General features: G+C 32.4%; 20 protein-coding genes. 19 read left to right on the top strand and 1 reads right to left on the bottom strand.

Annotated elements, in window-relative coordinates; all coding sequences use genetic code 11:
* Positions 1-15 precede the first annotated feature (15 nt).
* Entirely contained in the window at positions 16-1,557 is a 1,542-nt protein-coding gene (locus tag V6246_RS00305) for a ComEC/Rec2 family competence protein (protein ID WP_341558456.1), read from the top strand.
* Positions 1,558-1,564: 7 nt separating this feature from the next.
* Here V6246_RS00305 and V6246_RS00300 read toward each other — a convergent pair whose 3' ends face one another.
* Positions 1,565-2,089, bottom strand: a complete 525-nt coding sequence (locus V6246_RS00300) for a hypothetical protein (RefSeq protein ID WP_341558454.1) — start codon at positions 2,087-2,089, stop codon at positions 1,565-1,567.
* Between the two features lie 371 nt (positions 2,090-2,460).
* Here V6246_RS00300 and V6246_RS00295 point away from each other — a divergent pair, with 371 nt between their 5' ends.
* The 18 genes from V6246_RS00295 to V6246_RS00210 all read left to right on the top strand — a co-directional run bounded on the left by V6246_RS00295 (position 2,461) and on the right by V6246_RS00210 (position 23,564).
* Positions 2,461-2,808, top strand: a complete 348-nt coding sequence (locus tag V6246_RS00295) for a hypothetical protein (protein WP_341558452.1) — start codon at positions 2,461-2,463, stop codon at positions 2,806-2,808.
* A 128-nt stretch (positions 2,809-2,936) separates the two neighbouring features.
* Positions 2,937-5,777, top strand: coding sequence for an excinuclease ABC subunit UvrA (gene uvrA / locus V6246_RS00290; protein WP_341558450.1), 2,841 nt, complete (start codon positions 2,937-2,939; stop codon positions 5,775-5,777).
* Between the two features lie 37 nt (positions 5,778-5,814).
* Positions 5,815-6,504, top strand: a complete 690-nt coding sequence (locus V6246_RS00285; protein WP_042499644.1) for an LOG family protein — start codon at positions 5,815-5,817, stop codon at positions 6,502-6,504.
* A gap of 289 nt (positions 6,505-6,793) precedes the next feature.
* Entirely contained in the window at positions 6,794-9,631 is a 2,838-nt protein-coding gene (locus V6246_RS00280) for a metalloprotease (RefSeq protein WP_341558445.1), read from the top strand.
* A 162-nt stretch (positions 9,632-9,793) separates the two neighbouring features.
* Positions 9,794-12,205 carry an alpha-ketoacid dehydrogenase subunit alpha/beta gene (locus tag V6246_RS00275; RefSeq protein ID WP_341558443.1) on the top strand — a complete coding sequence of 804 codons (2,412 nt, stop codon included), beginning with the start codon at positions 9,794-9,796 and terminating at the stop codon, positions 12,203-12,205.
* Between the two features lie 183 nt (positions 12,206-12,388).
* Positions 12,389-12,859, top strand: a complete 471-nt coding sequence (locus tag V6246_RS00270) for a hypothetical protein (RefSeq protein ID WP_341558441.1) — start codon at positions 12,389-12,391, stop codon at positions 12,857-12,859.
* A 90-nt stretch (positions 12,860-12,949) separates the two neighbouring features.
* On the top strand, positions 12,950-14,230 hold the full coding sequence (locus tag V6246_RS00265; RefSeq protein WP_341558439.1) for a hypothetical protein: 1,281 nt from the start codon (positions 12,950-12,952) through the stop codon (positions 14,228-14,230).
* 229 nt (positions 14,231-14,459) lie between these two features.
* Entirely contained in the window at positions 14,460-14,912 is a 453-nt protein-coding gene (locus V6246_RS00260) for a hypothetical protein (RefSeq protein ID WP_341558437.1), read from the top strand.
* Positions 14,913-15,021: 109 nt separating this feature from the next.
* Positions 15,022-15,498, top strand: a complete 477-nt coding sequence (locus tag V6246_RS00255; protein ID WP_341558435.1) for a hypothetical protein — start codon at positions 15,022-15,024, stop codon at positions 15,496-15,498.
* Positions 15,499-15,791: 293 nt separating this feature from the next.
* Positions 15,792-15,995: a hypothetical protein gene (locus tag V6246_RS00250; RefSeq protein ID WP_341558433.1), complete on the top strand. Its 204-nt coding sequence runs from the start codon at positions 15,792-15,794 to the stop codon at positions 15,993-15,995.
* Between the two features lie 30 nt (positions 15,996-16,025).
* Positions 16,026-16,355 carry a Crp/Fnr family transcriptional regulator gene (locus V6246_RS00245; protein ID WP_341558431.1) on the top strand — a complete coding sequence of 110 codons (330 nt, stop codon included), beginning with the start codon at positions 16,026-16,028 and terminating at the stop codon, positions 16,353-16,355.
* A 150-nt stretch (positions 16,356-16,505) separates the two neighbouring features.
* Positions 16,506-17,315, top strand: coding sequence for a type 1 glutamine amidotransferase domain-containing protein (locus V6246_RS00240; RefSeq protein WP_341558429.1), 810 nt, complete (start codon positions 16,506-16,508; stop codon positions 17,313-17,315).
* The gene (locus V6246_RS00235; protein WP_341558427.1) at positions 17,316-17,708 is read left to right on the top strand and encodes an ACT domain-containing protein; all 393 of its coding nucleotides are present in this window, start codon (positions 17,316-17,318) and stop codon (positions 17,706-17,708) included.
* Between the two features lie 27 nt (positions 17,709-17,735).
* Positions 17,736-18,062 (top strand): DMT family transporter, encoded by a 327-nt coding sequence (locus tag V6246_RS00230; RefSeq protein ID WP_042504983.1) that lies wholly within the window; start codon positions 17,736-17,738, stop codon positions 18,060-18,062.
* Positions 18,063-18,851: 789 nt separating this feature from the next.
* Positions 18,852-20,240 (top strand): TolC family protein, encoded by a 1,389-nt coding sequence (locus V6246_RS00225; protein WP_341558425.1) that lies wholly within the window; start codon positions 18,852-18,854, stop codon positions 20,238-20,240.
* Positions 20,241-20,254: 14 nt separating this feature from the next.
* Positions 20,255-21,238 (top strand): HlyD family secretion protein, encoded by a 984-nt coding sequence (locus V6246_RS00220; RefSeq protein ID WP_341558423.1) that lies wholly within the window; start codon positions 20,255-20,257, stop codon positions 21,236-21,238.
* On the top strand, positions 21,235-22,395 hold the full coding sequence (locus tag V6246_RS00215) for an ABC transporter permease (RefSeq protein WP_341558421.1): 1,161 nt from the start codon (positions 21,235-21,237) through the stop codon (positions 22,393-22,395). Before V6246_RS00220 ends, V6246_RS00215 begins: the two co-directional genes overlap by 4 nt.
* Positions 22,392-23,564 (top strand): ABC transporter permease, encoded by a 1,173-nt coding sequence (locus V6246_RS00210; protein ID WP_341558419.1) that lies wholly within the window; start codon positions 22,392-22,394, stop codon positions 23,562-23,564. Before V6246_RS00215 ends, V6246_RS00210 begins: the two co-directional genes overlap by 4 nt.
* Positions 23,565-23,683 lie beyond the last annotated feature (119 nt).

Here is a 23,683-nt window from a genome sequence, read left to right as displayed (position 1 = left end):
TTAAATCGATTTATAATGGCGCATAAATTTGTTGGCTTATCGGAGGATCACAAAAAAATATATTTATACGAGCTTAACGTAAAAACAGGTAATCTAAAAAAAGAACGTCAAGTTTTATGGGGCGACTGGCTTTCTATTAAAGACAACCATGATTTTAGGGACATTGGACCAGGTTGGCTAGCCATAAACTGGTCGCCAAACACACCAAAAGCCAAAACACTTTTTATAAAAGAAACAGACACTACTGATACCAGACCATTAGAAATTGTTTTTGTAGACGTAGGCCAAGGTGATGGTGCTGTACTAATTACTCCTGAGCGTAACGAAGAGGAACGCATTATGGTTATCGATGCAGGGGAAGGCGAAAACATGAAAACCTTTCTAGAAGGTAGGTTTGCTCACCGTGGATTTCAATTTGAAGCAGCCATAATTACCCATCCCGATATGGACCATTACTACGGGTTTAAATCTATATTTGAGAATAGCACCATTGGCTTTAACACCATTTACCAAAATGGTTTGGTGGAGCGTGCTGTAAAAGGAACCTTTGATAAAGTTGGCGGTTATAAAGAAGATGCTACGACCAAAAAAAAGTACATTGAAAATTTAGCAATAAACAAAACTGACATTGAAACACATTTTAGTGATGATTCAAACTTTGGTAGATATGTATTTCCAAAGGTTATGCATGCCGCTTTAAACAATCCTAAAATTAAGGATTTCAAAATGCTTTCTACAGATTCTAGCCAAAGCACTCATGAAAATGATAGAATTTATATGCCAGACTTTGCGCCTTCCGACGGAAAAAATTATAGCATAGAAGTCCTCGGACCTGTTACAGATAAAGATGAAAATGACAATATTCGTTTAGAAAAAATAAGCGATTACGGAAAAACAAAAAACGGCCATTCTATAATTTTAAGGCTGCATTACGGAAAATTTAAAGTATTATTTGGTGGAGATTTAAATAAGCCTGCCGAAAAATTTCTTCTAAAACATTATACCAAACGAAAATCGTTTCCTAGATACGGTACCGAAGCATCAAAAACCATGATAGAAGAAGCAAAACATTGGTTTAATGCTGAAGTAATGAAGGTTTGTCATCACGGCGCAGCCGATGTTACTAACGAATTTATGTCGGCTGTAAATCCGGCTTGTTTTGTAATTTCTTCTGGAGATCAAGAAGGTCACGTACATCCAAGACCAGATTTATTAGGACGCTTAGGTAAATACGGCAGAGGCGATTCTCCCGTTTTACTTTCCACAGAATTACAGCGCTCTACACGAGAGCATGAAGATAAAAACGTAATCTCTACCTTGAAGAAAAACATTGCCAAAATGGTAAAAAACCCGTCGGATAAGCTCAACGCTTTAATCGAAGAAGGCATTAACCATTTAGCAAAAACCAATGTAGACGTTTACGGCGCTATCTATCTTAAAACAGATGGCGAACGCCTGATAACCGCTTTTAAAATTGAAGAAAAATCTAAATTAAAAAAGTGGTTTTATTTTGAATATAAAATTGACGATTCTGGTGAGCTTACCTTAATTAGTTAAACCTATTTTATTTGCTACGTTGGCCAACAAAATTATGAGCTTTCGATTTAAATAAAATATTAAAACTAGTTAAGCTACCATAAATTCTAGTAATATATTGTTGTAAATCTAATTTACCTTGTTCATCCAAATCACTAGCGTTAATGCGTTGCTCCATAACACGCAAGCGATCGCGAACCATTATTATTTTATTAAAAAACTTATCAATTGGTAACTCATATGGTTTCATACTAGCATCGGCCGGTTCTAAAATAAGTTTTCCGCCTTTATACTTATCAGCAATAGGCACAATCTCACTCACATCACTCCATTGCTTTAATATTTTAACCAAGCTACTTTCAACTTCAGAAAAACTTACAGCATCTACATCGCCATCGGCAGCTTCAATAATTTCAAAATCACTGTCTAAATCAATAGTTTCTAATCCGGTTTCTATAAACGTTACCCAATAATGCTGAGATGTTACATTGGTAACCACACCTTTTCCATGAGTAGCATGATTAATTCGAGACCCTATACCTAATAATTTCATATGAAGTTGTTTTTATATTTTAAACACAATAATACTAAAACTAAATAATTTTAGATGAAATTTTTACTCATCAAACACTCAAAATGTTCTTAATTTCTTGTTAAAGTCAATCAGAAAAATAATTTGACTCAACCCATAATTTTAGAGGGTACAAATTGACAAACTGAATACTTTACCCACACATCTATCCAAAATAATATACCGCCACTATTTTAGACAATAACAGAACCACAAACTACCCTGTTTTTTATAGGGATTACTCATTTTACAACGGTTTTGAAGTATTTGTTAATTAATCTTAAAGCCCTTGACATGAATGTTTTTAAGGTATATTTTTATTGAAACCAATAACTAAATACACCTTATAAATTATGAGAAAATTATTATTTACCGCTTGTTTATCTGTTTTCACCATGGCTTTAAGTGCACAAGACACACCAGAAATTGGAGATCAGTTAATTGTGAATTCGCCAACAGGGCAAAAATACAACCATGTTAAATTCCCTAAATTAAACTTTTTAGTGAAAAAGGGCAAAATTGCCAATTACAAAAGTGTTCAAGGCAGCGAAGTTGTTGTTAGCGATATAAAAACGTGTAACAAAGGCACAAAATATGTAATTTTAGAAAAGAAAGATGGCAGCAAGTTTTTTGGATATTTAAAGACCGTAAAAGCAAATTACGATGCATCTATTAATTCGGGCGAACTGTCTGTAATATAATGCGACGTTTACCAACGCATGTAGATAAATTTACAGTATTCAAAGAACAATTCCTTTTAACAAAATAGACAATTAATCTTCACAAGATTTTAACATCAAAAATCGTAACTTTGCACTTTTGCCAATTTATGAGCCAATTTGATGATTTTATTGAAGTAAAAGGAGCGCGAGTTCACAACTTAAAAAATATAGACGTTTCTATTCCCCGAGAAAAGCTTGTGGTTATTACAGGTTTATCGGGGAGTGGAAAATCGTCTTTAGCTTTTGATACCATTTATGCCGAAGGGCAACGCCGATATATAGAAACATTTTCGGCTTATGCCCGACAATTTTTAGGTGGATTAGAACGTCCGGATGTTGATAAAATAGACGGCCTCTCCCCTGTAATTGCTATAGAGCAAAAAACCACAAGTAAATCGCCACGATCTACGGTTGGTACTATTACAGAAATTTACGATTTTATGCGTTTGCTTTTTGCACGTGCCAGTGATGCGTACAGCTATAACACGGGCGATAAAATGGTAAGCTATAGCGACGATCAAATTAAAGCACTTATTCTAAAAGATTTTAAAGGAAAACGTATTAATGTTCTAGCGCCTGTAGTGCGTTCTAGAAAGGGGCATTACCGCGAACTTTTTGAGCAAATTGCAAAACAAGGTTTTGTAAAAGTACGTACAGATGGCGAAATAAAAGACCTTGTAAAAGGTATGAAGCTCGACCGTTATAAAAATCACGATATTGAAATTGTAATCGATAGATTAAAAATTGACGATACCGAAGATAACGATAAACGCCTTACCGAAACCATTAACACCGCCATGTATCATGGGGAAGATGTGCTTTTAGTAATAGATCAAGACACCCAAGAAGCACGTTACTTTAGTAGAAGTTTAATGTGCCCAACTTCGGGAATTTCTTATCCAAATCCAGAACCAAACAACTTCTCGTTTAACTCACCAAAAGGTGCTTGCGATAATTGTAGCGGCATTGGCGAACTATACCAAGTAAACGAAAGTAAAATTGTTCCCGACGATAGTTTATCTATTAAAAATGGAGCCTTAGCACCGCATGGTCCAGAAAAAAATTCTTGGATTTTTAAGCAGTTTGAAACTATTGCACAACGGTTCAATTTTAAATTAACCGATGCCTATAAAGATATACCCAAGGAAGCCAAACAAATCATTATGTATGGTGGTAACGATAAATTTTCGGTTGAAAGTAAAACTTTAGGGGTAACTCGCGATTATAAAATTGATTTTGAAGGTGTTGCTAATTTTATTGACAATCAATACAAAACAGCCGAATCGACTTCTTTAAAACGTTGGGCTAAAGATTACATGGACAAAATTACATGTCCGGTTTGCGAAGGCACTCGATTAAAAAAAGAATCGCTTTACTTTAAAATAAACGAAAAAAACATAGCCGAATTAGCCAATAGTGATATTGTAGAATTATCCGAATGGTTTAAAAACTTAAACGAGCACCTTTCTGAAAAACAACTAAAAATTGCTGAAGAAGTAATAAAAGAAATTAAGTCTAGATTACAGTTTCTACTAGATGTAGGCTTAAATTACTTATCGCTTAACCGAAGTTCAAAATCACTTTCTGGAGGAGAAGCACAGCGTATTCGTTTAGCAACTCAAATTGGATCGCAATTGGTTGGTGTACTCTATATTTTAGATGAACCAAGTATTGGTTTACACCAACGTGATAACGAAAAACTAATAAACTCTTTAGTTTCTTTAAGAGATATCGGAAACTCCGTAATTGTGGTTGAACATGACAAAGACATGATTGAGCGCGCCGATTACGTTATAGATATTGGTCCAAAAGCAGGAAAACATGGTGGTAATATAATTAGCATTGGTACTCCAGAAGAATTAAAAACTCACGATACTTTAACAGCCGATTACTTAAACGGAAAGCAAGAAATTGAAATCCCTAAAAAACGAAGAGAAGGTAATGGTAAATTCTTAGAGCTTAAAGGCTGTACGGGTAATAATTTAAAAAATGTATCGGTTAAATTTCCGTTAGGAAAAATGATTGGTGTTACGGGTGTTTCTGGTAGTGGAAAATCTACTTTAATAAACGAAACCCTCTACCCTATTTTAAATGCCTATTATTTTAATGGCGTTAAAAAACCGATGCCTTATAAAAGCATAAAAGGTTTGGAACATATTGATAAAGTTATTGATATTAACCAGTCGCCTATTGGTAGAACGCCACGAAGTAATCCTGTCACTTATACAGGAACGTTTAGTGAAATTAGAGCCCTATTTGCAAAAATCCCTGAGGCCATGATTCGTGGTTACAAAGCAGGTCGTTTTAGCTTTAATGTAAAAGGCGGACGTTGTGAAACCTGCCAAGGTGGTGGTTTACGCGTTATTGAAATGAATTTCCTTCCCGATGTTTATGTAGAGTGTGAAACCTGCCAAGGAAAACGTTTTAATAGAGAAACGTTAGAAATTCGTTACAAAGGAAAATCGATTAGTGATGTATTGAATATGACGATTGATGAAGCCGTTGATTTCTTTGAACACATTCCTAAAATATACAGAAAAGTAAAAACTATACAAGATGTTGGCTTAGGATATATTACTTTAGGCCAGCAAAGCACAACCCTTTCGGGTGGTGAAGCACAGCGTATAAAACTAGCTACAGAGCTTTCCAAAAGAGATACCGGCAATACCTTTTATATTCTAGATGAACCTACTACAGGTCTCCATTTTGAAGATATTAGGGTGCTAATGATTGTTTTGAACAAATTAGCAGATAAAGGCAATACCGTTTTAATTATAGAGCATAATTTAGATGTTATAAAAACGGTCGATCATGTTATTGATATTGGCTACGAAGGTGGTAAAGGCGGTGGCAAGGTTATTGTAGAAGGTACTCCCGAGGTAGTTGCTAAACACAAAAAAAGCCACACCGCTCGTTTTCTAAAGCTAGAGCTTGAAAACGGAAAGTAAACAAATTAAAAAAAACTTTTAAAACAGAATAATACATATGAAAAAAGAACAACACCCAAAAGGTTGGAATGAAAATAAAACAAACGATTCTTGGGCCATTTTTAAAATAATGGGCGAGTTTGTTAATGGTTTTGAAAAAATGAGTAAAATAGGACCTTGTGTTTCTATTTTTGGATCGGCACGTACTAAGCCAGATCACAAATACTATAAATTAGCAGAAAAAGTAGCTGGTAAAATTGTTGAACATGGCTACGGTGTTATCACTGGTGGTGGACCAGGAATAATGGAAGCGGGTAACAAAGGTGCACATTTAGGCGGTGGAACTTCGGTTGGACTAAATATTGAATTGCCCTTTGAACAACATGACAACCCTTATATTGACAACGATAAAAGTTTAGATTTCGATTACTTTTTTGTTAGAAAAGTAATGTTTGTAAAATACTCTCAAGGTTTTGTTGTTATGCCAGGTGGTTTTGGAACTTTAGATGAATTATTTGAAGCCATTACATTGATACAAACACATAAAATAGGTAAATTCCCAATAATACTAGTAGGTACAGATTTCTGGAAAGGCTTGATTGACTGGATTAAAACGACACTTTTAGATAGTTTTGAGAATATTAGCGCGAAAGATTTAGACTTAATTCATTTAGTTGATACTGAAGATGAAGTTATAGATATATTAGACGCTTTCTACAAAGAATCTAGATTAACACCTAACTTTTAATACATACACAGGTAAAGCTTCTAGACTAGTTACTATTACTAGTTTTAGAAGCTAGCCCTGCGTTAGGGATTGAGGCATTGTTGAATCTCTTTTTGTGTGGTTGCACCTATGCAACACAAAAAAGCGACTGCCGAAAGCCCGACCCTTTTCGGGTAACGCCCAAAAACATAGAGTTTCTCTCTAATTCTAAACAATTTTGCTTAAACTTAAAAGTAATATTTTTAAGCCACCTTATTTTATTATATTGCAGAGCCTTAAGCACTACAAACCTTATTAATGTTAAAATAATTTGAAGTTACAATTTTTATTTTTTTTCGTGTTTTCTTCTATTGGTCTTGCTGGTTTTAGTCAGAATAAAATTGACTTAAAAGCCAAGTTCGATATTGAAAACAAATCGATTGAAATTGTACAAACAATTACTTACCAAAACACTTCCAAAGACACGCTTAGCACAATTTATTTAAGCGATTGGAACAACAGTTATTCTACTAAAAAAACAGCTTTAGCAACTCGAATTGCAGATGAGTATAAAAATGATTTTCATTTAGCTAAAAATGAAGATCGTGGCTTTTCGGTAGTGACTTTAGCCAAGCAAAACGATGCCGTTTTAACGTATTCGCCTGTAAAAAATCAAATGGATATTTTACAGGTTAATTTAGTAAAACCTGTTAACCCAAACGAGAGTTACACCATTAAATTAGAATACCGCGTGCAGGTGCCAAACAGTAAATTTACACGGTATGGCATAACAGATACAGGCGATTTAAATTTACGTTATTGGTATTTTACTCCTGCTATTTACGATGGCGAATGGCAGTATTACAGCAATAAAGATTTAGATGATTTATATATTCCGTTAGCCGATGTGAGCTTAAATCTTGAATATCCAAAGGGTTATAATATTACTTCGGAATTAGATGTTATTGAAAGAAAAGAATTAGCAAACTCACAAAGCATAAAACTAGAGGGAAAAGACAGAGTTAACACTAAGTTGTTTTTAAGTAAACACTCTAATTTTAATACGATTAAAGGTGATAATTTCGCTATAGTTTCTAATATTGACGATGGCGGTTTAGAGATTATTGATAAGGTTTTAATTAACGAGAAAATATCTAAGTTTTTATTAAAAACCTTTGATAAATATCCGCACGAAAAGCTTTTATTGACACAAATAGATTACGATAAAGACCCTGTTTATGGGCTTAATTTTTTACCTAATTTTATAAAACCCTATCCTGATAATTTTGAGTACGAACTTAAAATATTAAAGATTGCTTTACATAATTATTTAGAAAACACCTTGCTACTTAACCCGAGAAAAGAACAATGGTTGCTAGATGGTATTCAAATTTACTACACCATTAATTACGTGGATGAGTATTACCCTAAGATGAAGTTTTTAGGTAGTATTAGTGATTACTGGGCCGTACGCCCTTTTCATGCCGCCGACATGAAATTTAACGACAAATACACTTTAGCGTACATGTTAATGGCGCGAACTAATAGAGATCAACCTTTAACAATGGCCAAAGATTCTCTGTTGAAGTTTAACAAAAACATTGCCAATAAATACAAAGCAGGCGTTGGCCTTAAGTATTTAGATGAATTTGTAAATGGTGATGTAGTTGAAAATACTATAGAATCTTTTTTGAAGACAAATAAGTTAAAACCAACAAGTACGAAAGCTTTTGAAAAACTTATAAAATCTAACACAAATAAAGATATCGATTGGTTTTTTTCTGAATACATAGCGACTCGAACAAAGATAGATTTTAAAATACAAAACGTTACAAAAACCGAAGATTCTATTACGCTTACCGTTAAAAATAAAAGAAACAACAGCATGCCTGTTTCTCTTTATACTTTAAATAACGATAGCATAATTTCTAAAACTTGGTTAGAAAACATTTCGGGAAGTAAAACTTTTACCTTGCCTAGAAATGGCGCCAACAAATTAGCTTTAAACTATGAAAATAGCATTCCGGAAAACAACTTAAGAGACAACTGGAAATCGCTAAAAGGTTTCTTTTTCAACAATAAACCGTTGCAACTTAGAGTTTTTCAAGATATTGAAGACCCGCATTATAACCAGGTGTTTTTTATGCCTATTGTTGAATTTAATAATATTTATGACGGTCTTACACTTGGTGTGAGAGCTTACAATAAAACGGTATTAAGAAAACTTTTTAACTACAGAATAGAACCGCAATACGCTGTTAAATCTAAAACATTTACGGGTGGTGCGGCTGTTTTTAAAACACATTATTTTGAAAACAGGAATTTGTATTCTATAAATTATGGTGTCTCCGGAAGCTACAAATCTTATGCAGAAGACTTATTTGTGAGTAAAATTCAGCCATCAATTTCTTTTAGTTTTAGAGACGATTCTGACTTTAGATCTAATAAACGAGAATCTTTAAGTTTTAGATATTTAGATATTAATCGAGATCAGGACCAAGACCCAACTAATGTTTTAACTGATACGGAACCTAATTATTCGGTTTTTAATGCGCGCTACACCAACTCGAATAATAACCTTATAAAATATAGCAGTTGGTATTCTGATTTTCAAGTCGCCAAAAATTTTAGTAAACTAGCCTTTAATTACGAATACAGAAGGTTATTTGAAAGTAACAGGCAATTAAACATCCGTTTTTATACGGGTGCTTTTATAAAAAATAGTCTACCAACGAGCTCAAACTATTTTAGTTTTGCTCTAGATCGTCCATCGGATTACCTATTCGATTATTCCTATTTAGGTAGATCGGAAGCCTCGGGTATCTTTAGTCAGCAATATATAGAAGCCGAAGGTGGTTTTAAATCTAAATTAGATACACCTTTTGCAAACCAATGGATGTCTACCTTTAACGCTAGTACAACGCTTTGGAACTACGTTTTACTTTATGGTGATATTGGTTTGGTTAAAAATAAGCATCGCGATCCTCATTTGGTTTACGATTCTGGTATTCGAATTAATTTAGTTACCGATTATTTTGAAATTTATCTTCCACTCTATTCTAACTTAGGATGGGAAATTGGTCAGGAAAATTACGACCAAAAAATCCGGTTTAAATTCACTTTAGACCCACAAGCTCTTCTTGGCTTATTTAGGCGTAGATGGTTTTAATTTTTTATTGAATTATCAAAATTACCTAGATAATAATACGAAAAATTCAACAGAAATAAGCCTAAACATTATTTCATCAAATTAATAACAATATTTTAACGCCGCATAACATTGTAAAAATCGTTAATATTAACTACTTTTGCAAAAAGGATACTATACAATATGCAGACAATTCCAGACGTAACAAACGATCTATCTTTCGAAGATTTTAAAACAGAAGTTTTAAACGATTACAAAATTGCTGTAGTCAGTCGGGAGTGTAGTTTGTTAGGACGCCGAGAAGTTTTAACAGGAAAAGCCAAGTTTGGTATTTTTGGCGATGGAAAAGAAGTGCCTCAATTAGCTATGGCTAAAGCTTTTCAAAAAGGCGATTGGAGATCGGGTTATTATCGCGATCAAACCTTTATGATGGCTATTGGCGCATTAACTACAGAGCAGTTTTTTGCGGGATTATATGCTAATACTAATTTAGAATTAGAACCTATGTCGGCCGGACGCCAAATGGGTGGACACTTTGTAACCCATAGTTTAAACGACAATGGAACCTGGAAAAACTTAACAGAACAATATAATTCTAGTGCCGATATTTCGCCTACTGCAGGGCAAATGCCTCGTTTATTAGGGTTGGCTCAGGCTTCTAAAATTTTCCGAAATGTAAAAGACATCAATACCAACAATTTTTCTGTAAAAGGGAATGAAGTAGCTTGGGGAACTATTGGAAACGCTAGTACAAGTGAAGGTCTGTTTTTTGAAACCATCAACGCTGCCGGAGTTTTACAAGTTCCTATGGTTATAAGTGTTTGGGATGATGAGTATGGTATTTCTGTTCATGCTAGACACCAAACAACAAAAGAAAATATTTCTGAAATTCTAAAAGGATTTCAACGTAATAAAAAAGAAAAAGGATTCGAAATCCTGAGAGTAAAAGGTTGGGATTATCCAAATTTAATGGAAACCTACCAAGAAGCGGCTAAAATTGCTAGAGAAGAACATGTACCTGTTTTAATACATGTTGTAGAATTAACGCAACCACAAGGCCACTCTACCTCTGGATCGCACGAACGTTACAAAAATGCAGAACGATTAGAATGGGAAACCGAACACGATTGTAATACACAAATGCGCCAATGGATTATTGAAAGCGGCATTGCAACCAATGAAGCTTTAGTAGATATTGAACGTACAGCTAAAAGAAACGTACGTGATGCTAAAAAGAATGCATGGAACACGTTTTTAAGACCTATTAAAAAAGAACAATTAGAGATTGTTAATATTTTAAAGCAAGTAGCGTCAAAAAGTGCTAACCGCGTTTTTATCTCGAAATTGGCTACCGATTTAGAAGCTATTGGAGAACCTACCAGAAAAGATATTTTATCGACCTCTAGAAAAGTACTTCGCCTTACCCTTGGTGAAACTAATGCCGAAACAACAACGCTCGGTAATTGGATAAACAATAACATAGCAAAAACACAACACAGTTTCAGTTCGCATCTATATTCTGAAACACAACGTGCAAACATAAGAATTAAAGAAATTAAACCTACTTATACAGACGATTCTGAATTAGTTGATGGACGTATTATAATCCGTGATAATTTCGATATTATTTTTAGTAGTCATCCCGAAGTTTTAGTTTTTGGAGAAGACACCGGGAAGATTGGAGATGTAAATCAAGGTTTAGAAGGTTTACAAGAAAAATTTGGAGAATTACGCGTGGCAGATACTGGTATTCGCGAAGCAACTATTATTGGTCAAGGTATTGGTATGGCATTACGAGGCTTACGCCCTATTGCTGAAATTCAGTACTTAGATTATATTTTATACGCACTTCAAATTATAAGTGACGATTTAGCCACACTACATTACCGTACAAAAGGTAAGCAAAAAGCACCATTAATTATTAGAACTCGTGGCCATAGACTAGAAGGTATTTGGCATTCTGGTTCGCAAATGGGTGGTATTTTAAACTTAGTTAAAGGTGTACACCTTTTGGTACCAAGAAACATGACTAAAGCTGCTGGATTCTATAATACCTTGCTTCAAGGAGACGATCCTGCTATTGTGGTAGAATGTTTAAATGGTTACCGTTTAAAAGAAAAAATGCCAAACAACCTTAGTGCTATTAAAACACCTATTGGCGTGGTTGAAACCGTAAAAGAAGGAACCGATATCACCTTAGTATCTTACGGATCTACTTTACGCATTGTAGAGCAAACCGCTAAAGATTTGTTAGCCCTTGGTATTGATGCTGAAATTATTGATGTACAATCATTAATTCCTTTCGATCTTAATCATGATATTGTAAAAAGTATCGCAAAAACAAACCGCTTAATGATTATAGATGAAGATGTTCCTGGTGGGGCGTCGGCATATATTTTAGATGAAATATTAAACAAACAAAATGCTTTTCAATATTTAGATAGTGCTCCAAAAACATTAGCAGCAAAATCACACAGACCAGCTTATGGCAATGATGGTGATTATTTCTCTAAACCATCTGCAGAAGATATTTTTGAAGCTATTTATTCTGTAATGCACGAAACTAACCCTGTACAATTTCCTAAATTAAGATAGGTAAAAGTTTCGCATATAAACATATCACAAAAGGCTTTGCTAGGTTTTCCCGAGCAAAGCCTTTCTTTTTACAAACATATTTCCTCACGTTTTTCATAAAATATTATTCGGCTATACTTTCTATATCTAAGCACAGCCAATTCCGTATTATTTTATTAAATTTAAAATCTAATTTATTTATAAATGAAAGCAGTTTCGGCAGTCGCTATAAAAAAAGAATTACAACATCAGTCGCAAAGCGAATTGATAGCGCTTTGCCTTAGGTTATCGCGCTTTAAAAAAGAAAACAAAGAACTCCTTACCTATTTATTGTTTGAATCGGCTCATGAGGATGATTATATTCAATCGGTTAAAACATACATAGATGATGAGTTTGAAACCATAAACAGAGATAGCTTTTTTTATATCAGGAAATCGGTTCGTAAAATTCTAAGAAACGTAAAAAAGTATGTACGCTACTCTCAGAAAAAAGAAACAGAAGCCGAACTACTTATCTATTTCTGTAAAAGCTTAAAAAACTTTTCACCAAGCATTAAACGTAGCACACAATTGGTAAACTTATACGATCGCCAATTACTCATGGCTAAAAAAATAATTTCGAGCCTACATGAGGATTTACAATACGATTACAATGAAATGCTTGAAAAACTATAGAATGAAATAATAATGATAAAGAACAGCTTAATATAAGGCAGATAAAGGTAATTGGCTTTATATTGTTGTTAGGCATAATTTAAAAAAATAATGGACAGTAATCCAAAAGGTATTTTAGGAGAAAATTTTGTTAACGAAATAGCAAATAATACTTTTCTTGAGTATTGGTGTTACCCGAGTCCAAAAGATGAGAAAGGAGATAAAAAAGAAATTTGCGATTTGCTTATTTTATTTAGAGATGTACTAATTATAATTTCTGTAAAAAATTACGATTTCAAAGGTAATTATGATAGATACTTCAATAAAACTATTGAAAAAGCATTAAAACAAATTCAAGGAGCTGAAAGAAAATTATTAGATAATAATAATCTTTACATCAAACATCCAAAAAAAGAAATTGAACTCTTTGAAAAAAAACAATATTCCAAAATATATAGAATTATAATTAATTTAGGAGAAGGCTTAAAGTTTTATCATCCTTCATCATATACAAAATCTAAAAATCACGTAACGATTATGGACAAGACTACTTGGTCGTCCATAACTAAGGAAATGAATACTATCACAGATTTAACAAATTATTTATCTGAAAGGGAAAACTTACTTAAACAAAAGTCTGTTATAATGCTAACTTGTACAGATGAAGAATTTAACGAAGAGGTTCATCTAAAATTTAACGAACGTATAGAAACCATAAAAGAAAAGAATAAACTTCAAGTTTATATTTCAGGAACTGAGTTAGATTTATTAGCTTCATATATAAATAATTCAAATAGTTATTCAGAGGAATTAAAAAGTGATAAATTTCAAGGAATGTTCTTCGATATAGATAAATCATGGGAAAATTTCGTTGCATCTCCTGATTATTTAATAAAAAAAGAAAATGATGAACAAAGTTTTTTTATAGACAATTTTGTTATTAACGAAATAGGTTACAGAAAAGAATTAAAAATATTAGCGGAAAAACTAATGTCATTATCAAGGTTCGAGCGAAGAATTGTGTCTAAATCATTTTTTGAGTTTTTTGGCAAATATAAAAATAGCTCTGAAAATGAATTTGCAAGAGCTTATACTGATGTTGCTGAATTTGGATTCATATTCGCAAAATACCCTAATAAATTAAATGGAGAAAATTTAGATAATGTATTAATGTTAGCTGTTGAAAGTTTTGCCATACATACTAAATATTTGAAAATGGATTTTATTCTTATTGCTTACTATGAGGATTTTAAAGGACTGCGATATAATAATTTTCATTTAACTAAACCATTTAGTAAAGAACTTGAATTAGAAATAATGAATGATGCAAAATCATTGGGCTGGTTTTCGGATTCATTTAATTATAGAAATATCAGTGAAAATGAATACTAAAATAAACTATGCCTAACACTATATAAAAAACATAGGGCGTTTGTTCTAAATCGAAAATTGGTTGTCTATTTGCGAGGTCGCCAAATATAAAATTTTGACATTTATAGCCGAAAAGATAAAATCAAAATATTTATATTTGGCTTAGTACTAACCGGAAACATAGTGTTTATCACTTGCCCTACGATTTCTTATATTTAACGTTGCCACACATTTAAGAAAAACATTGCGAATGAAAATCAAACTTGAGAAATCAACCGAAATTTTAAGCGAAATCTTTGAAAAGAATATCATTGCGAAATCAAAATCGTGGATTGAATATGTGTTCGATTCTATGTTGGAATTTAAATCTAATTACGAAATTGAGCATTGCTCTAAAGATGAAGAAACTGACGAATTGTTAGCGGAATATGGAACTTATAATTGGAATCCAGAAGAGAAACCTGAATTTGAATTCACGCTGACTCGACAAATACAGCTTGACGGAGAAGAAGAATATTATCAAATTAAGCTTAAATTGACGTTTGACCCGAAAAATTTTGGAGAAATAGAAGATATGAACTTTTGGGCAATGGATTTTGATAATTTAGCGGAATGGAAAGCGGAAATAGAAAAAACAGATGGTTATTTAAAAGCGAAAGAAACTGAATTATTAAATCACGAAATAAGTCTTGATGCTACATAAAAAACGTGTGGTAACACCTTGTAAAAATAATTGCTATTTTATGCTTAACAAAACCACACTAATCTAATCATCGATATCACAAACAAGCTTAAAAAGATCCATATACAAAATGAAAATCGAGTTTAAAGAAAATCAGAAATTTACGCAATGGTGGGTTTGGCTTATTTTAATCACAATCGGGATTATACCGATTATAGGAATTTACAAGCAACTAATTCTCGGAAAACAATTTGGAGATAAACCTATGTCTGATTTAGGTTTAATTATTTTTAGTGTGTCTGTATTTTGCCTTATAGCAATGTTCTGGTTTATGCGACTAAAAACTGAAATTAACGAAAATGAAATCCGAATAAATTTCTTCCCCTTTATCAAGAAGCAAGTGAATTGGACAGAAATAAAAAGCGCTGAAATGGTAGATTATGGCTTTGTTGGAGGTTGGGGAATCCGTCCTTGGACAAAACATGGAACCGTATACAATATGAAAGGAAACAAAGGTTTGGCTATTGAACTTCTAAGTGGAGAAAAGTTTCTAATAGGCACTCAAAAAGAAGTTGAACTGGGTAAAATAATTGAAAAGTTAGTTTAATAACCTCTAGTTCTACCCAACTAATAAAAAGAGTTTTTAAAAAATAATAAAACAGAATTTCTAATTACTAAACTTTCAGATACAACGAAAACCATAGTATATATTTATTCTTTTTTTAAAACTACAAACGGAGAAATGGCTATATATCCACTTCAACATATTCGCAAAAAGAGAAGTTAAAAGTGCTGCAAATCAGCCGAAAATGTAGTTTAAATATACATTAAAGAACTTTAAATAAATACTACATTTAAACAAAACACCTTAATCGTAAATAACTGATTTCGAATAAACACATGGAAATAAATCAAATTATTGATAATATATACCCGTTAACAAAGGCTTCAAAAAGTTTAATAAAAGAGTCGATCGTTGAAGTCAAGTTTCCAAAAGGACATATTTTATTCAAAGCAAATAAAATTGAAACCAGTATTTATTTCATCAAAAAAGGAATTGCAAGAGCCTATGCTTTTTCAGATGAAAATCAAATTACTTTTTAGTTTGGCCAAGAAGGCGACCCTATTGTTTCTATGCAGAGTTATGTTAATAATCAAAAAGGCTACGAAGATGTAGAATTATTAGAAGATTGTGAACTTTACGAGTTAAAAACAGAAAAACTTCATGAACTCTTTTTAGAAGATATTGAAATTGCAAATTGGGGACGCAAATTTTCAGAATTAGAACTTATTAAATCAGAAAAACGCCTTATTGCCTTACAATTCAATACTGCAACCGAAAGATATTTGGCTCTTCTAGAAAATTACCCCAGTATTATACAGCGTGTACAATTATCTTATATAGCCTCCTATTTAGGCATTACCCAAGTTAGTTTAAGTAGAATTAGAGCGAACATAAAATAAATATCGTTTTTATCATTTGTTAAATGGTTTCTTTAAAATGTTTTAGACTTTTGCCACATAGCATTATTCTTAATTAGAGGTTATCAAATTATTTTTACCTTTAAAAAAACAGGAATAATCTAAAACCTAATTTTAAAATAAATTTTAGATATGTTAAATACAATAACAATTAAAACACTTCTTATTCTATCACTGTTCACGCTTCTTCTTATAGGCTGTAATAATAAAAACAACACAGAAAAATCTACTGTAAAAACAGAAACTAAAGCATTAAAAAAAATATTATTTGTAGTTACCAGCCATAGTGAAAAAGGAAATACTGGCGAAAAAACAGGTTATTATTTAGGTGAAGTTTCACATCCTTGGGATGTATTGCATACTGCTGGTTACGAGATTGATTTTGTAAGTCCACAAGGAGGAAAAGCACCGGTAGATGCATTTAACATGAATGATTCTATTAATAAGAAATTTTGGGATAACGACGTTTATCGCAGCAAAATTGAAAACACTAAAAAACCTAGTGAAGTAAATCCAGAAGACTATGTAGCCATCCATTATGCAGGTGGTCACGGAGCGATGTGGGATTTTGCAGATAATACTGAAATTGCCGAAATAGCAAAACAAATCTATGAAAACAATGGCGTAGTAAGCGCTGTTTGTCATGGTCCTGCTGGCATTGTAAACATTAAATTAAGTAACGGACTCTATCTTGTAGACGGCAAAAAAGTTAACGCTTTTACTAATGAAGAAGAGGTGAAAGTAAAACTAGAAAATGTGGTTCCTTTTTTACTAGAAAATCAATTAATTGCACATGGTGCTATTTTCGAAAAATCGGCTCCTTTTACGGAACACGTTGTTACAGACCATAGATTAGTAACAGGGCAAAACCCACAATCTGCACTTAGCGTTGGTAAAGCAACCTTAAAAGAGCTACAAAAACTAAACAAAAGCACTAAATAAATGAGCGGAGAAAAAAATTTAGAAATGCTTTTAAAATCAATGAAACCTAAACACAATTTAGGCGAATTTGTATTTTGTAAAACAGAACGTTTGGAGCTCATTAATTTGAGCCAAATTGTAATGACTTTTAAAGAAGAAGAAAGCACTACCATTATCGCTAAAAAAGAAGTGGCAGACCAATTGGGTTTAGAATATTCTTTTATAGCATCTTGGATTACACTTACAGTGCATTCGTCTCTAGAAGCCGTTGGCTTAACAGCCGCATTTTCTAATGCTTTATCTAAAAATGGAATAAGCTGCAATGTTGTTGCAGCTTATTATCACGATCATATTTTTGTCGATGTAAAAAACACAGAAAAAGCGATGGAAATTTTAAATGAATTTTCAAAATAAAGTATCAATACTAAAACATAAAAATAAATGAATTGGATACTATTAGTAATTGCTGGGCTTTTTGAAGTTGCCTTCGCTACCTCACTTGGTAAAGCCAAAGAAGCAACAGGAATAGAATCTACATACTGGTACATCGCTTTCATTATTTGTTTAGTAATAAGTATGTCACTTCTTTTAAAAGTAACGCAACACCTCCCAATTGGAACAGCTTATGCCGTTTGGACAGGTATTGGAGCCGTGGGAACAGTTTTAGTTGGTATATTTGTTTTTAATGAACCCGCAACAACTTTACGTATATTTTTTATTTCAACATTAATTATTTCAATTATAGGTCTGAAAGTAGTTTCCCATTAAACAAATAAAAATAATTAAAACCACTCCCCTAATTTTTAAAATGAGTCGATCATTAAAAATAATAACCTCTATAATAACAATCATTTTAGGTTGGCTACTTACCGGAATTGGCTATACAATCAAAATTGGCCACCCGACAAATACGATATTAATTTTATTGGGAATAGTTTGTTTCATCAGTGGATTTTTATGGCTTATAATCTCAATTAAATCAACTAAAAAATCTTAATTGAAACCATCAGAATTTCTCAAAATAAAGACAAATTATCTCAGCATTGTAATTAATTCAATATTGTTCTTTGGAGTTCTATTATTACTAATTTTCATTGAAACTTTAGTTTTCTTCCTCTTATATGGTTCCGGTGCTAGTTCGAGTAGAATTGCCAAATTATGGTATATGGACTTCATATTAAATTCACTTCCAATAGTTCTTGTAGCCCTTTTTTTAGTTTACCAAACCATGAAAAGGTATAAAGAAAAAGAATACGTAAAATTCAAAACGAATCTTTTTACACTTTTAATTGTCCTTTTTCTTTTCTCTATAAAAGACCAAATTAATCAACTTATTTTCTAGGAAAAATAAAAACGATGTGGTTACATCATATAGAAATAATTCCGTAATTTAGTGCTTAAATAAAGGTAGTAGCGTATTTGCTACGTCTAATTTTCATCAGGAAATTCCTCGCACGCAAAACCGTACTATTCTTGTACGTAACCGTTAATTAACCATAATATAATTTTTTATTTTACTATGATGGTTTTACTAACTTCTTCTATTATTTGTGTTGTATGAAAAAATTAATTTATATAAGTTTCTTCAGCTTCTTTTGCATGAGTTCTTTAATGGCTCAGAATAATTTAAGCGTCATTGAAATCGATTTAATTAACCGAAGTTTAGAAAAAAGTTATGCCTTAAAAAAATCGATTCATGAACTTTCTATCGACAGCATAGAAAGAAAAATTATCCGTCAGAACTTTATTCCAACTCTAGAAGCCGATGCCAAGTATGGCTACGCATCGAGTAGAATACATATCGACATCCCAACGCTACAGTTACCAATTACGGGTATTGAATTATTTGAAGGCGATTCGAGATTCAATACGCAAGGCCAAATTTTCAATGCAAACCTAACAGCTAAAGCCCTGCTGTTTTCTGGCTTACAAGTAAAATATGGATCTAAAGCCACCGAAGAAAAAATTAAAGCAAAAAACTTTATGCTTCATGCTGAAAAAGCAGATATTATAAAGGATGTTATTGACACTTTTGATACAATTGAATTACTGAAACAATCTGAAATTGTTATCACCAAAAGTGAAGAACGCTTAGCAAAAGAAAAAGAAAGAGTAAAAACAGCCATAGAAAATGGATTAGCCATTCCCTATGATCGAGATAAAATTACGGCAGCCGAATTAAACTTAGCATCCAAAAAAGTAGAACTTCACGGCAATCTCAGTTTATTATATTTAAAACTTTCTATGCTAACAGATGTAAATATTTCAACTTTAGAAAATTACAGCTTCGAATTAACGCCATGGACGTTAAAAAACATAGGACAAAACTTTAGTGATCGTCCCGAATTAAAAGCCTTAAACGCTTCTGTAAAAGCTTACGATTATAAGTTGAAAATGAACAAAAACGCCTATTTACCAAAGGTTCAAGCGGTGGCTTCCCTATCTTACTCTAATTTGTTTAATGCTAATTTAGAAACCCCTTACGCACTTCCTGGTGGTGAAAATATAAATTTAGAATTAGACAAATTCGAATTAGCTCCTGCTTACTTTTTGGGAGTTGGTATGCAATGGGAATTATTTAGCGGCTTAAAACATACCAACGAAACACACATAGCACGTATTGAGAAAAATATAATTGAAGAAGAAAAAAGTGATATTGAAGAAAACCTAGAACTTTTTGCAAAAAAAGTACAGGTTAATTTTGATGTTAAAAACCAACAATTAGTATTAAAAAAGCAAGAAATGCAGGTTGCCAAAAACAGTTTAAATCTAGCAATTAAAAGTTACCGCGAAGGATTAATATCAATATCAGATCGCTTACAAACCGAGACAGAATATCAAAATACCGTGCTTAACTATTACAATTTTGTAGCACAACAACGTATGGTTGCACTAGATTTATTAATCTCAACAGGGAGTTTACAAATTGAAAATTTGAAAAATTAGAAACTTATTCTATTATGAAAAACAAAAAGCAAATTCTTATATTAATTGTTCCGGTGTTAATTATCGTTATCGGCATATTTTTGTTGCTTCTTTTAAAACCTAACGAAAATGAAAATCGTGTTTTTGTTGGTTTATTTGAAACCACCGAAATCCGTGTGGCTTCCGAAGTTCCTGGTCGCATAGAAACCATTTATGTAAAGCTAGGCGACCAAGTTAAAAAAGGACAACTACTTGCAACTATTGAAAGTGATATTCTGGATGCTAAAATTCAGCAAGCTGAAGGCATGTTTGATGCTGCTAAATCGGTAAGCGATAAAGCAAACTCTGGAGCTAGAAGTCAAGAATTATCGGCCGTAGAAGACAAATATAAAATGGCAGAAAGTCAATATAGCTTTGCAGAAAAATCTTTTAAAAGATTAAAAGCCATGGCTAAAGACAGTTTGATATCTCAACAACAAATGGATGAAATCACCTTTAAGCGCGATGCAGCTTTCGACCAAATGAATGCAGCCAAATATATGTTTGAAATGGCAAAAGAAGGAGCTAGAATTGAAGACAAAAAAGCAGCCAAAGGCCAAATGAATGCTGCTGGAGGAAAAGTAAGTGAAGCCAAAGCTTATTATAAAGAATTGGAGATTTACGCTCCCGTTTCTGGTGAAATTTCATCAAAATTAGCAGAAGAAAGTGAAGTGATGCCTGCTGGTTACCCCATATTTACTATTCAGAAATTAGAAGAAATATATGCTGTAATTCACGTGAGGGAAGATTTTTTAAAAGATTTTTCTATGGGAACAGAAATCTCAGGAAATCTACCAGCTTTTAATAATGAGCCACATACATTTAAGGTAACTTATATTGCACCAATGGCCGATTTTGCAGATTGGGTTCCAACTGCCGATAAAGGCCGATTGGATATGAAAACTTTTGAAATTCATTTAACACCTTCAGAAAAAATTAAAGGTCTACGTCCAGGCATGAGTCTTAATATTCAATTTTGAAAACGATACTACAAATAATAATTAGAGAATTTATAAGGCTTAAAAAAAGGCCTACCGCTTGGGTGCTTTTATTTGTGATTCCTATTGGAGTTTTCTTTTATCTAGGCGCTATTTATGAAGAAGGCGCTATAAAAAACGTGTCAATTGCCGTTCTAGATTTAGATCACACCGATTTAAGCAGAAAAGTAATTAGCAATGTGGAAGCTTCTCCGAAGTTAAATATCATTCAGTTTTTGAACTCTAATGATAATATAGACGACATTTTTATAAATCATCCTGAAATCAAGGGGTTTTATGTAATTCCGAAGGATTTTCAGAAAAATATTTTAAACGGAAAACAAGAAAAATTATTAGTTTACACCAATTCTTCAAACATTATATACGGCAACCTTATTTACAAAGAAGCCGCCACTTTTATAAATACCATGTCTTCGGGAATTAATTTGCAAACCTTTAAACTTAACGGAATTCCGCACGAGAAAGCCATGAAAATGGTTATGCCTATTAAGGTAATCACTAAACCGCTTTACAATGCTTATTATAATTATTTGTATTATTTAGTTCCGGGATTAACCACGGTTTTATTACAAATGATAGTATTTCTTCTGGCTGCAAGATCTATTAATTCTGAATATTCAAATAAAACCTATAACGCATTATTAAACCTAGCGAATGGTAGTGTTTTTAAAATTATTTTAGGAAAATTGATAGCATACACCCTACTCGGGTTGATAGTTGCTATTTTTATATTCTCTGTAGTCCATCCGCTTTTAGGTATTCCTTCAAGTGAAAGCACCTTGCCATTTCTATGGGTAGTTTTAGCATTTGTTATGGCAAATGCCATGTTGGGTATTATGATTTCTACAATTTTTAAAAACGAAGCGATTGCCATGGATGTATCTTTTGTTTACAATTCACCAGCATTTGTATTTAGCGGCTTTACATTCCCTATTATGGCCATGCCAGGTTTTAATGCTTGGTATGCCCAACTTATACCCTACACCCATTTTTTAAACGCCTTTATAAAAGGCATGGAGATGAACGCACCTTTCTCTTTTTTAATACAACCGACTATAAATTTGTTGATTTTCTTTTTGGTAGGCTATATTATAACCGTGAGCATATTTATGTTTCGTAATAAAAAAGTAGCTGTATGAAAAAATGGTTTTCCATATTTAAAAGTGAATTAGCTCTCATTTTTGACGACAAAAGCATACTACTTACGTGTTTAGTAGCACCGATACTCTATGCTTTTTTTATTGGCTCTATTTACTCCGAAAAAAACGTTACAGAAATCCCTATTGCGGTGGTAGATTTTGATCATTCAAATTTATCAAGAAAGGTTTCTCAATTAGTCAATACTTCTGAAAAAGTATCTGTAGAAGGTCACTATTCGTCTTTAGAAGATGCTATGTTTCATTTTAAGAATCTAGAGGTTCAGGGTATTCTTGTTTTACCGAAAAACTTTCAAAAGAAAACCATGAATTTAGATGGTTCACAGTTAGAACTCATTTTAAACAACACTAAATTTTTAACTTCAAACGAAATTAACAAAGCCGTTCAAAGTGTTATTTTAACTGTCTCTGGAGGTGTTAGAATGCAATATTTTGTTTCTAATAACATACCCGTAGAACTTGCTAAACAAAAAGCACAGCCCATACTGCCTGTTTTTAAATCAATTTATAATGCGACCAATAATTATGGTGATTATTTGTTACCTATTCTATTAATTTTAATTATTCAACAAACATTAATAATTGGTTTTGGACAAAGCATTGTGCATGAATTTAAACATGGCCTTTTTAATCATTCAGAAAAATTAAACTTCTTTGAGTTTATTAAAATCCTTTCTGCAAAAAGTTCTTATTACATATTGCTTTATATTATATACTTTTTTGTTTTCTACAAATTAATATTTCCGTTTTTCTCGCTTAGTTTTAATGGCTCTATATTTTTACATCTGTTATTGAGTTTACTGTTTATAGCTGTTCTAATTATATACACAACCTTATTTGCATCATTTTTTAAAACAGCCATTGGTTGGACAGAAATTATGGCGTTTTCTACCTATCCGTTATTTTTAGTTTCTGGATATTCTTGGCCAATCGACTCAATGCCTAAAGGTTTACAAGTATTTGCAAACTTATTACCATCTACACCTTATTTCAATATATTTAATGCTTTAGCTACTGAAGGTGCTAAGCTAGATAACATTACCAATGGGTTTATTCATTTACTGGTGTTGCTATTAGTTGGTTATTTATTACTTTACGTGAGGTTTCAATTTATAAAAGAAAAAATGGTAGTTAAAACTGTTGAGAATTAATTACTTCCACCACTTAATCCACTGGTAAAAAAAACACTAACCTATAGTAACTAACAATAATTTAATACGAGTATTGTAACAAAAATTAAAACCTGAATACTAATTACAAAAATCTCATT

It is taken from the genome of Algibacter sp. TI.3.09, assembly GCF_038154905.1.
In the GTDB taxonomy this organism is placed as follows: Bacteria; Bacteroidota; Bacteroidia; order Flavobacteriales; family Flavobacteriaceae; genus Algibacter.
Note: the sequence above shows the minus strand (reverse complement) of the source record. Positions and strands in the feature narration are given on the sequence as shown.

What these genes read in the sequence shown, in the direction of transcription:
- V6246_RS00295 (WP_341558452.1), top strand. Translation starts at nt 2,461, where the DNA reads ATGAGAAAATTATTATTTACCGCTTGTTTATCTGTTTTCACCATGGCT.
- uvrA (WP_341558450.1), top strand. Translation starts at nt 2,937, where the DNA reads ATGAGCCAATTTGATGATTTTATTGAAGTAAAAGGAGCGCGAGTTCAC.
- V6246_RS00300 (WP_341558454.1), bottom strand. Translation starts at nt 2,089, where the DNA reads ATGAAATTATTAGGTATAGGGTCTCGAATTAATCATGCTACTCATGGA.
- V6246_RS00220 (WP_341558423.1), top strand. Translation starts at nt 20,255, where the DNA reads ATGAAAAACAAAAAGCAAATTCTTATATTAATTGTTCCGGTGTTAATT.
- V6246_RS00210 (WP_341558419.1), top strand. Translation starts at nt 22,392, where the DNA reads ATGAAAAAATGGTTTTCCATATTTAAAAGTGAATTAGCTCTCATTTTT.
- V6246_RS00260 (WP_341558437.1), top strand. Translation starts at nt 14,460, where the DNA reads ATGAAAATCAAACTTGAGAAATCAACCGAAATTTTAAGCGAAATCTTT.
- V6246_RS00305 (WP_341558456.1), top strand. Translation starts at nt 16, where the DNA reads ATGGCGCATAAATTTGTTGGCTTATCGGAGGATCACAAAAAAATATAT.
- V6246_RS00240 (WP_341558429.1), top strand. Translation starts at nt 16,506, where the DNA reads ATGTTAAATACAATAACAATTAAAACACTTCTTATTCTATCACTGTTC.
- V6246_RS00255 (WP_341558435.1), top strand. Translation starts at nt 15,022, where the DNA reads ATGAAAATCGAGTTTAAAGAAAATCAGAAATTTACGCAATGGTGGGTT.
- V6246_RS00270 (WP_341558441.1), top strand. Translation starts at nt 12,389, where the DNA reads ATGAAAGCAGTTTCGGCAGTCGCTATAAAAAAAGAATTACAACATCAG.
- V6246_RS00275 (WP_341558443.1), top strand. Translation starts at nt 9,794, where the DNA reads ATGCAGACAATTCCAGACGTAACAAACGATCTATCTTTCGAAGATTTT.
- V6246_RS00230 (WP_042504983.1), top strand. Translation starts at nt 17,736, where the DNA reads ATGAATTGGATACTATTAGTAATTGCTGGGCTTTTTGAAGTTGCCTTC.
- V6246_RS00285 (WP_042499644.1), top strand. Translation starts at nt 5,815, where the DNA reads ATGAAAAAAGAACAACACCCAAAAGGTTGGAATGAAAATAAAACAAAC.
- V6246_RS00250 (WP_341558433.1), top strand. Translation starts at nt 15,792, where the DNA reads ATGGAAATAAATCAAATTATTGATAATATATACCCGTTAACAAAGGCT.
- V6246_RS00245 (WP_341558431.1), top strand. Translation starts at nt 16,026, where the DNA reads ATGCAGAGTTATGTTAATAATCAAAAAGGCTACGAAGATGTAGAATTA.
- V6246_RS00225 (WP_341558425.1), top strand. Translation starts at nt 18,852, where the DNA reads ATGAAAAAATTAATTTATATAAGTTTCTTCAGCTTCTTTTGCATGAGT.
- V6246_RS00235 (WP_341558427.1), top strand. Translation starts at nt 17,316, where the DNA reads ATGAGCGGAGAAAAAAATTTAGAAATGCTTTTAAAATCAATGAAACCT.
- V6246_RS00265 (WP_341558439.1), top strand. Translation starts at nt 12,950, where the DNA reads ATGGACAGTAATCCAAAAGGTATTTTAGGAGAAAATTTTGTTAACGAA.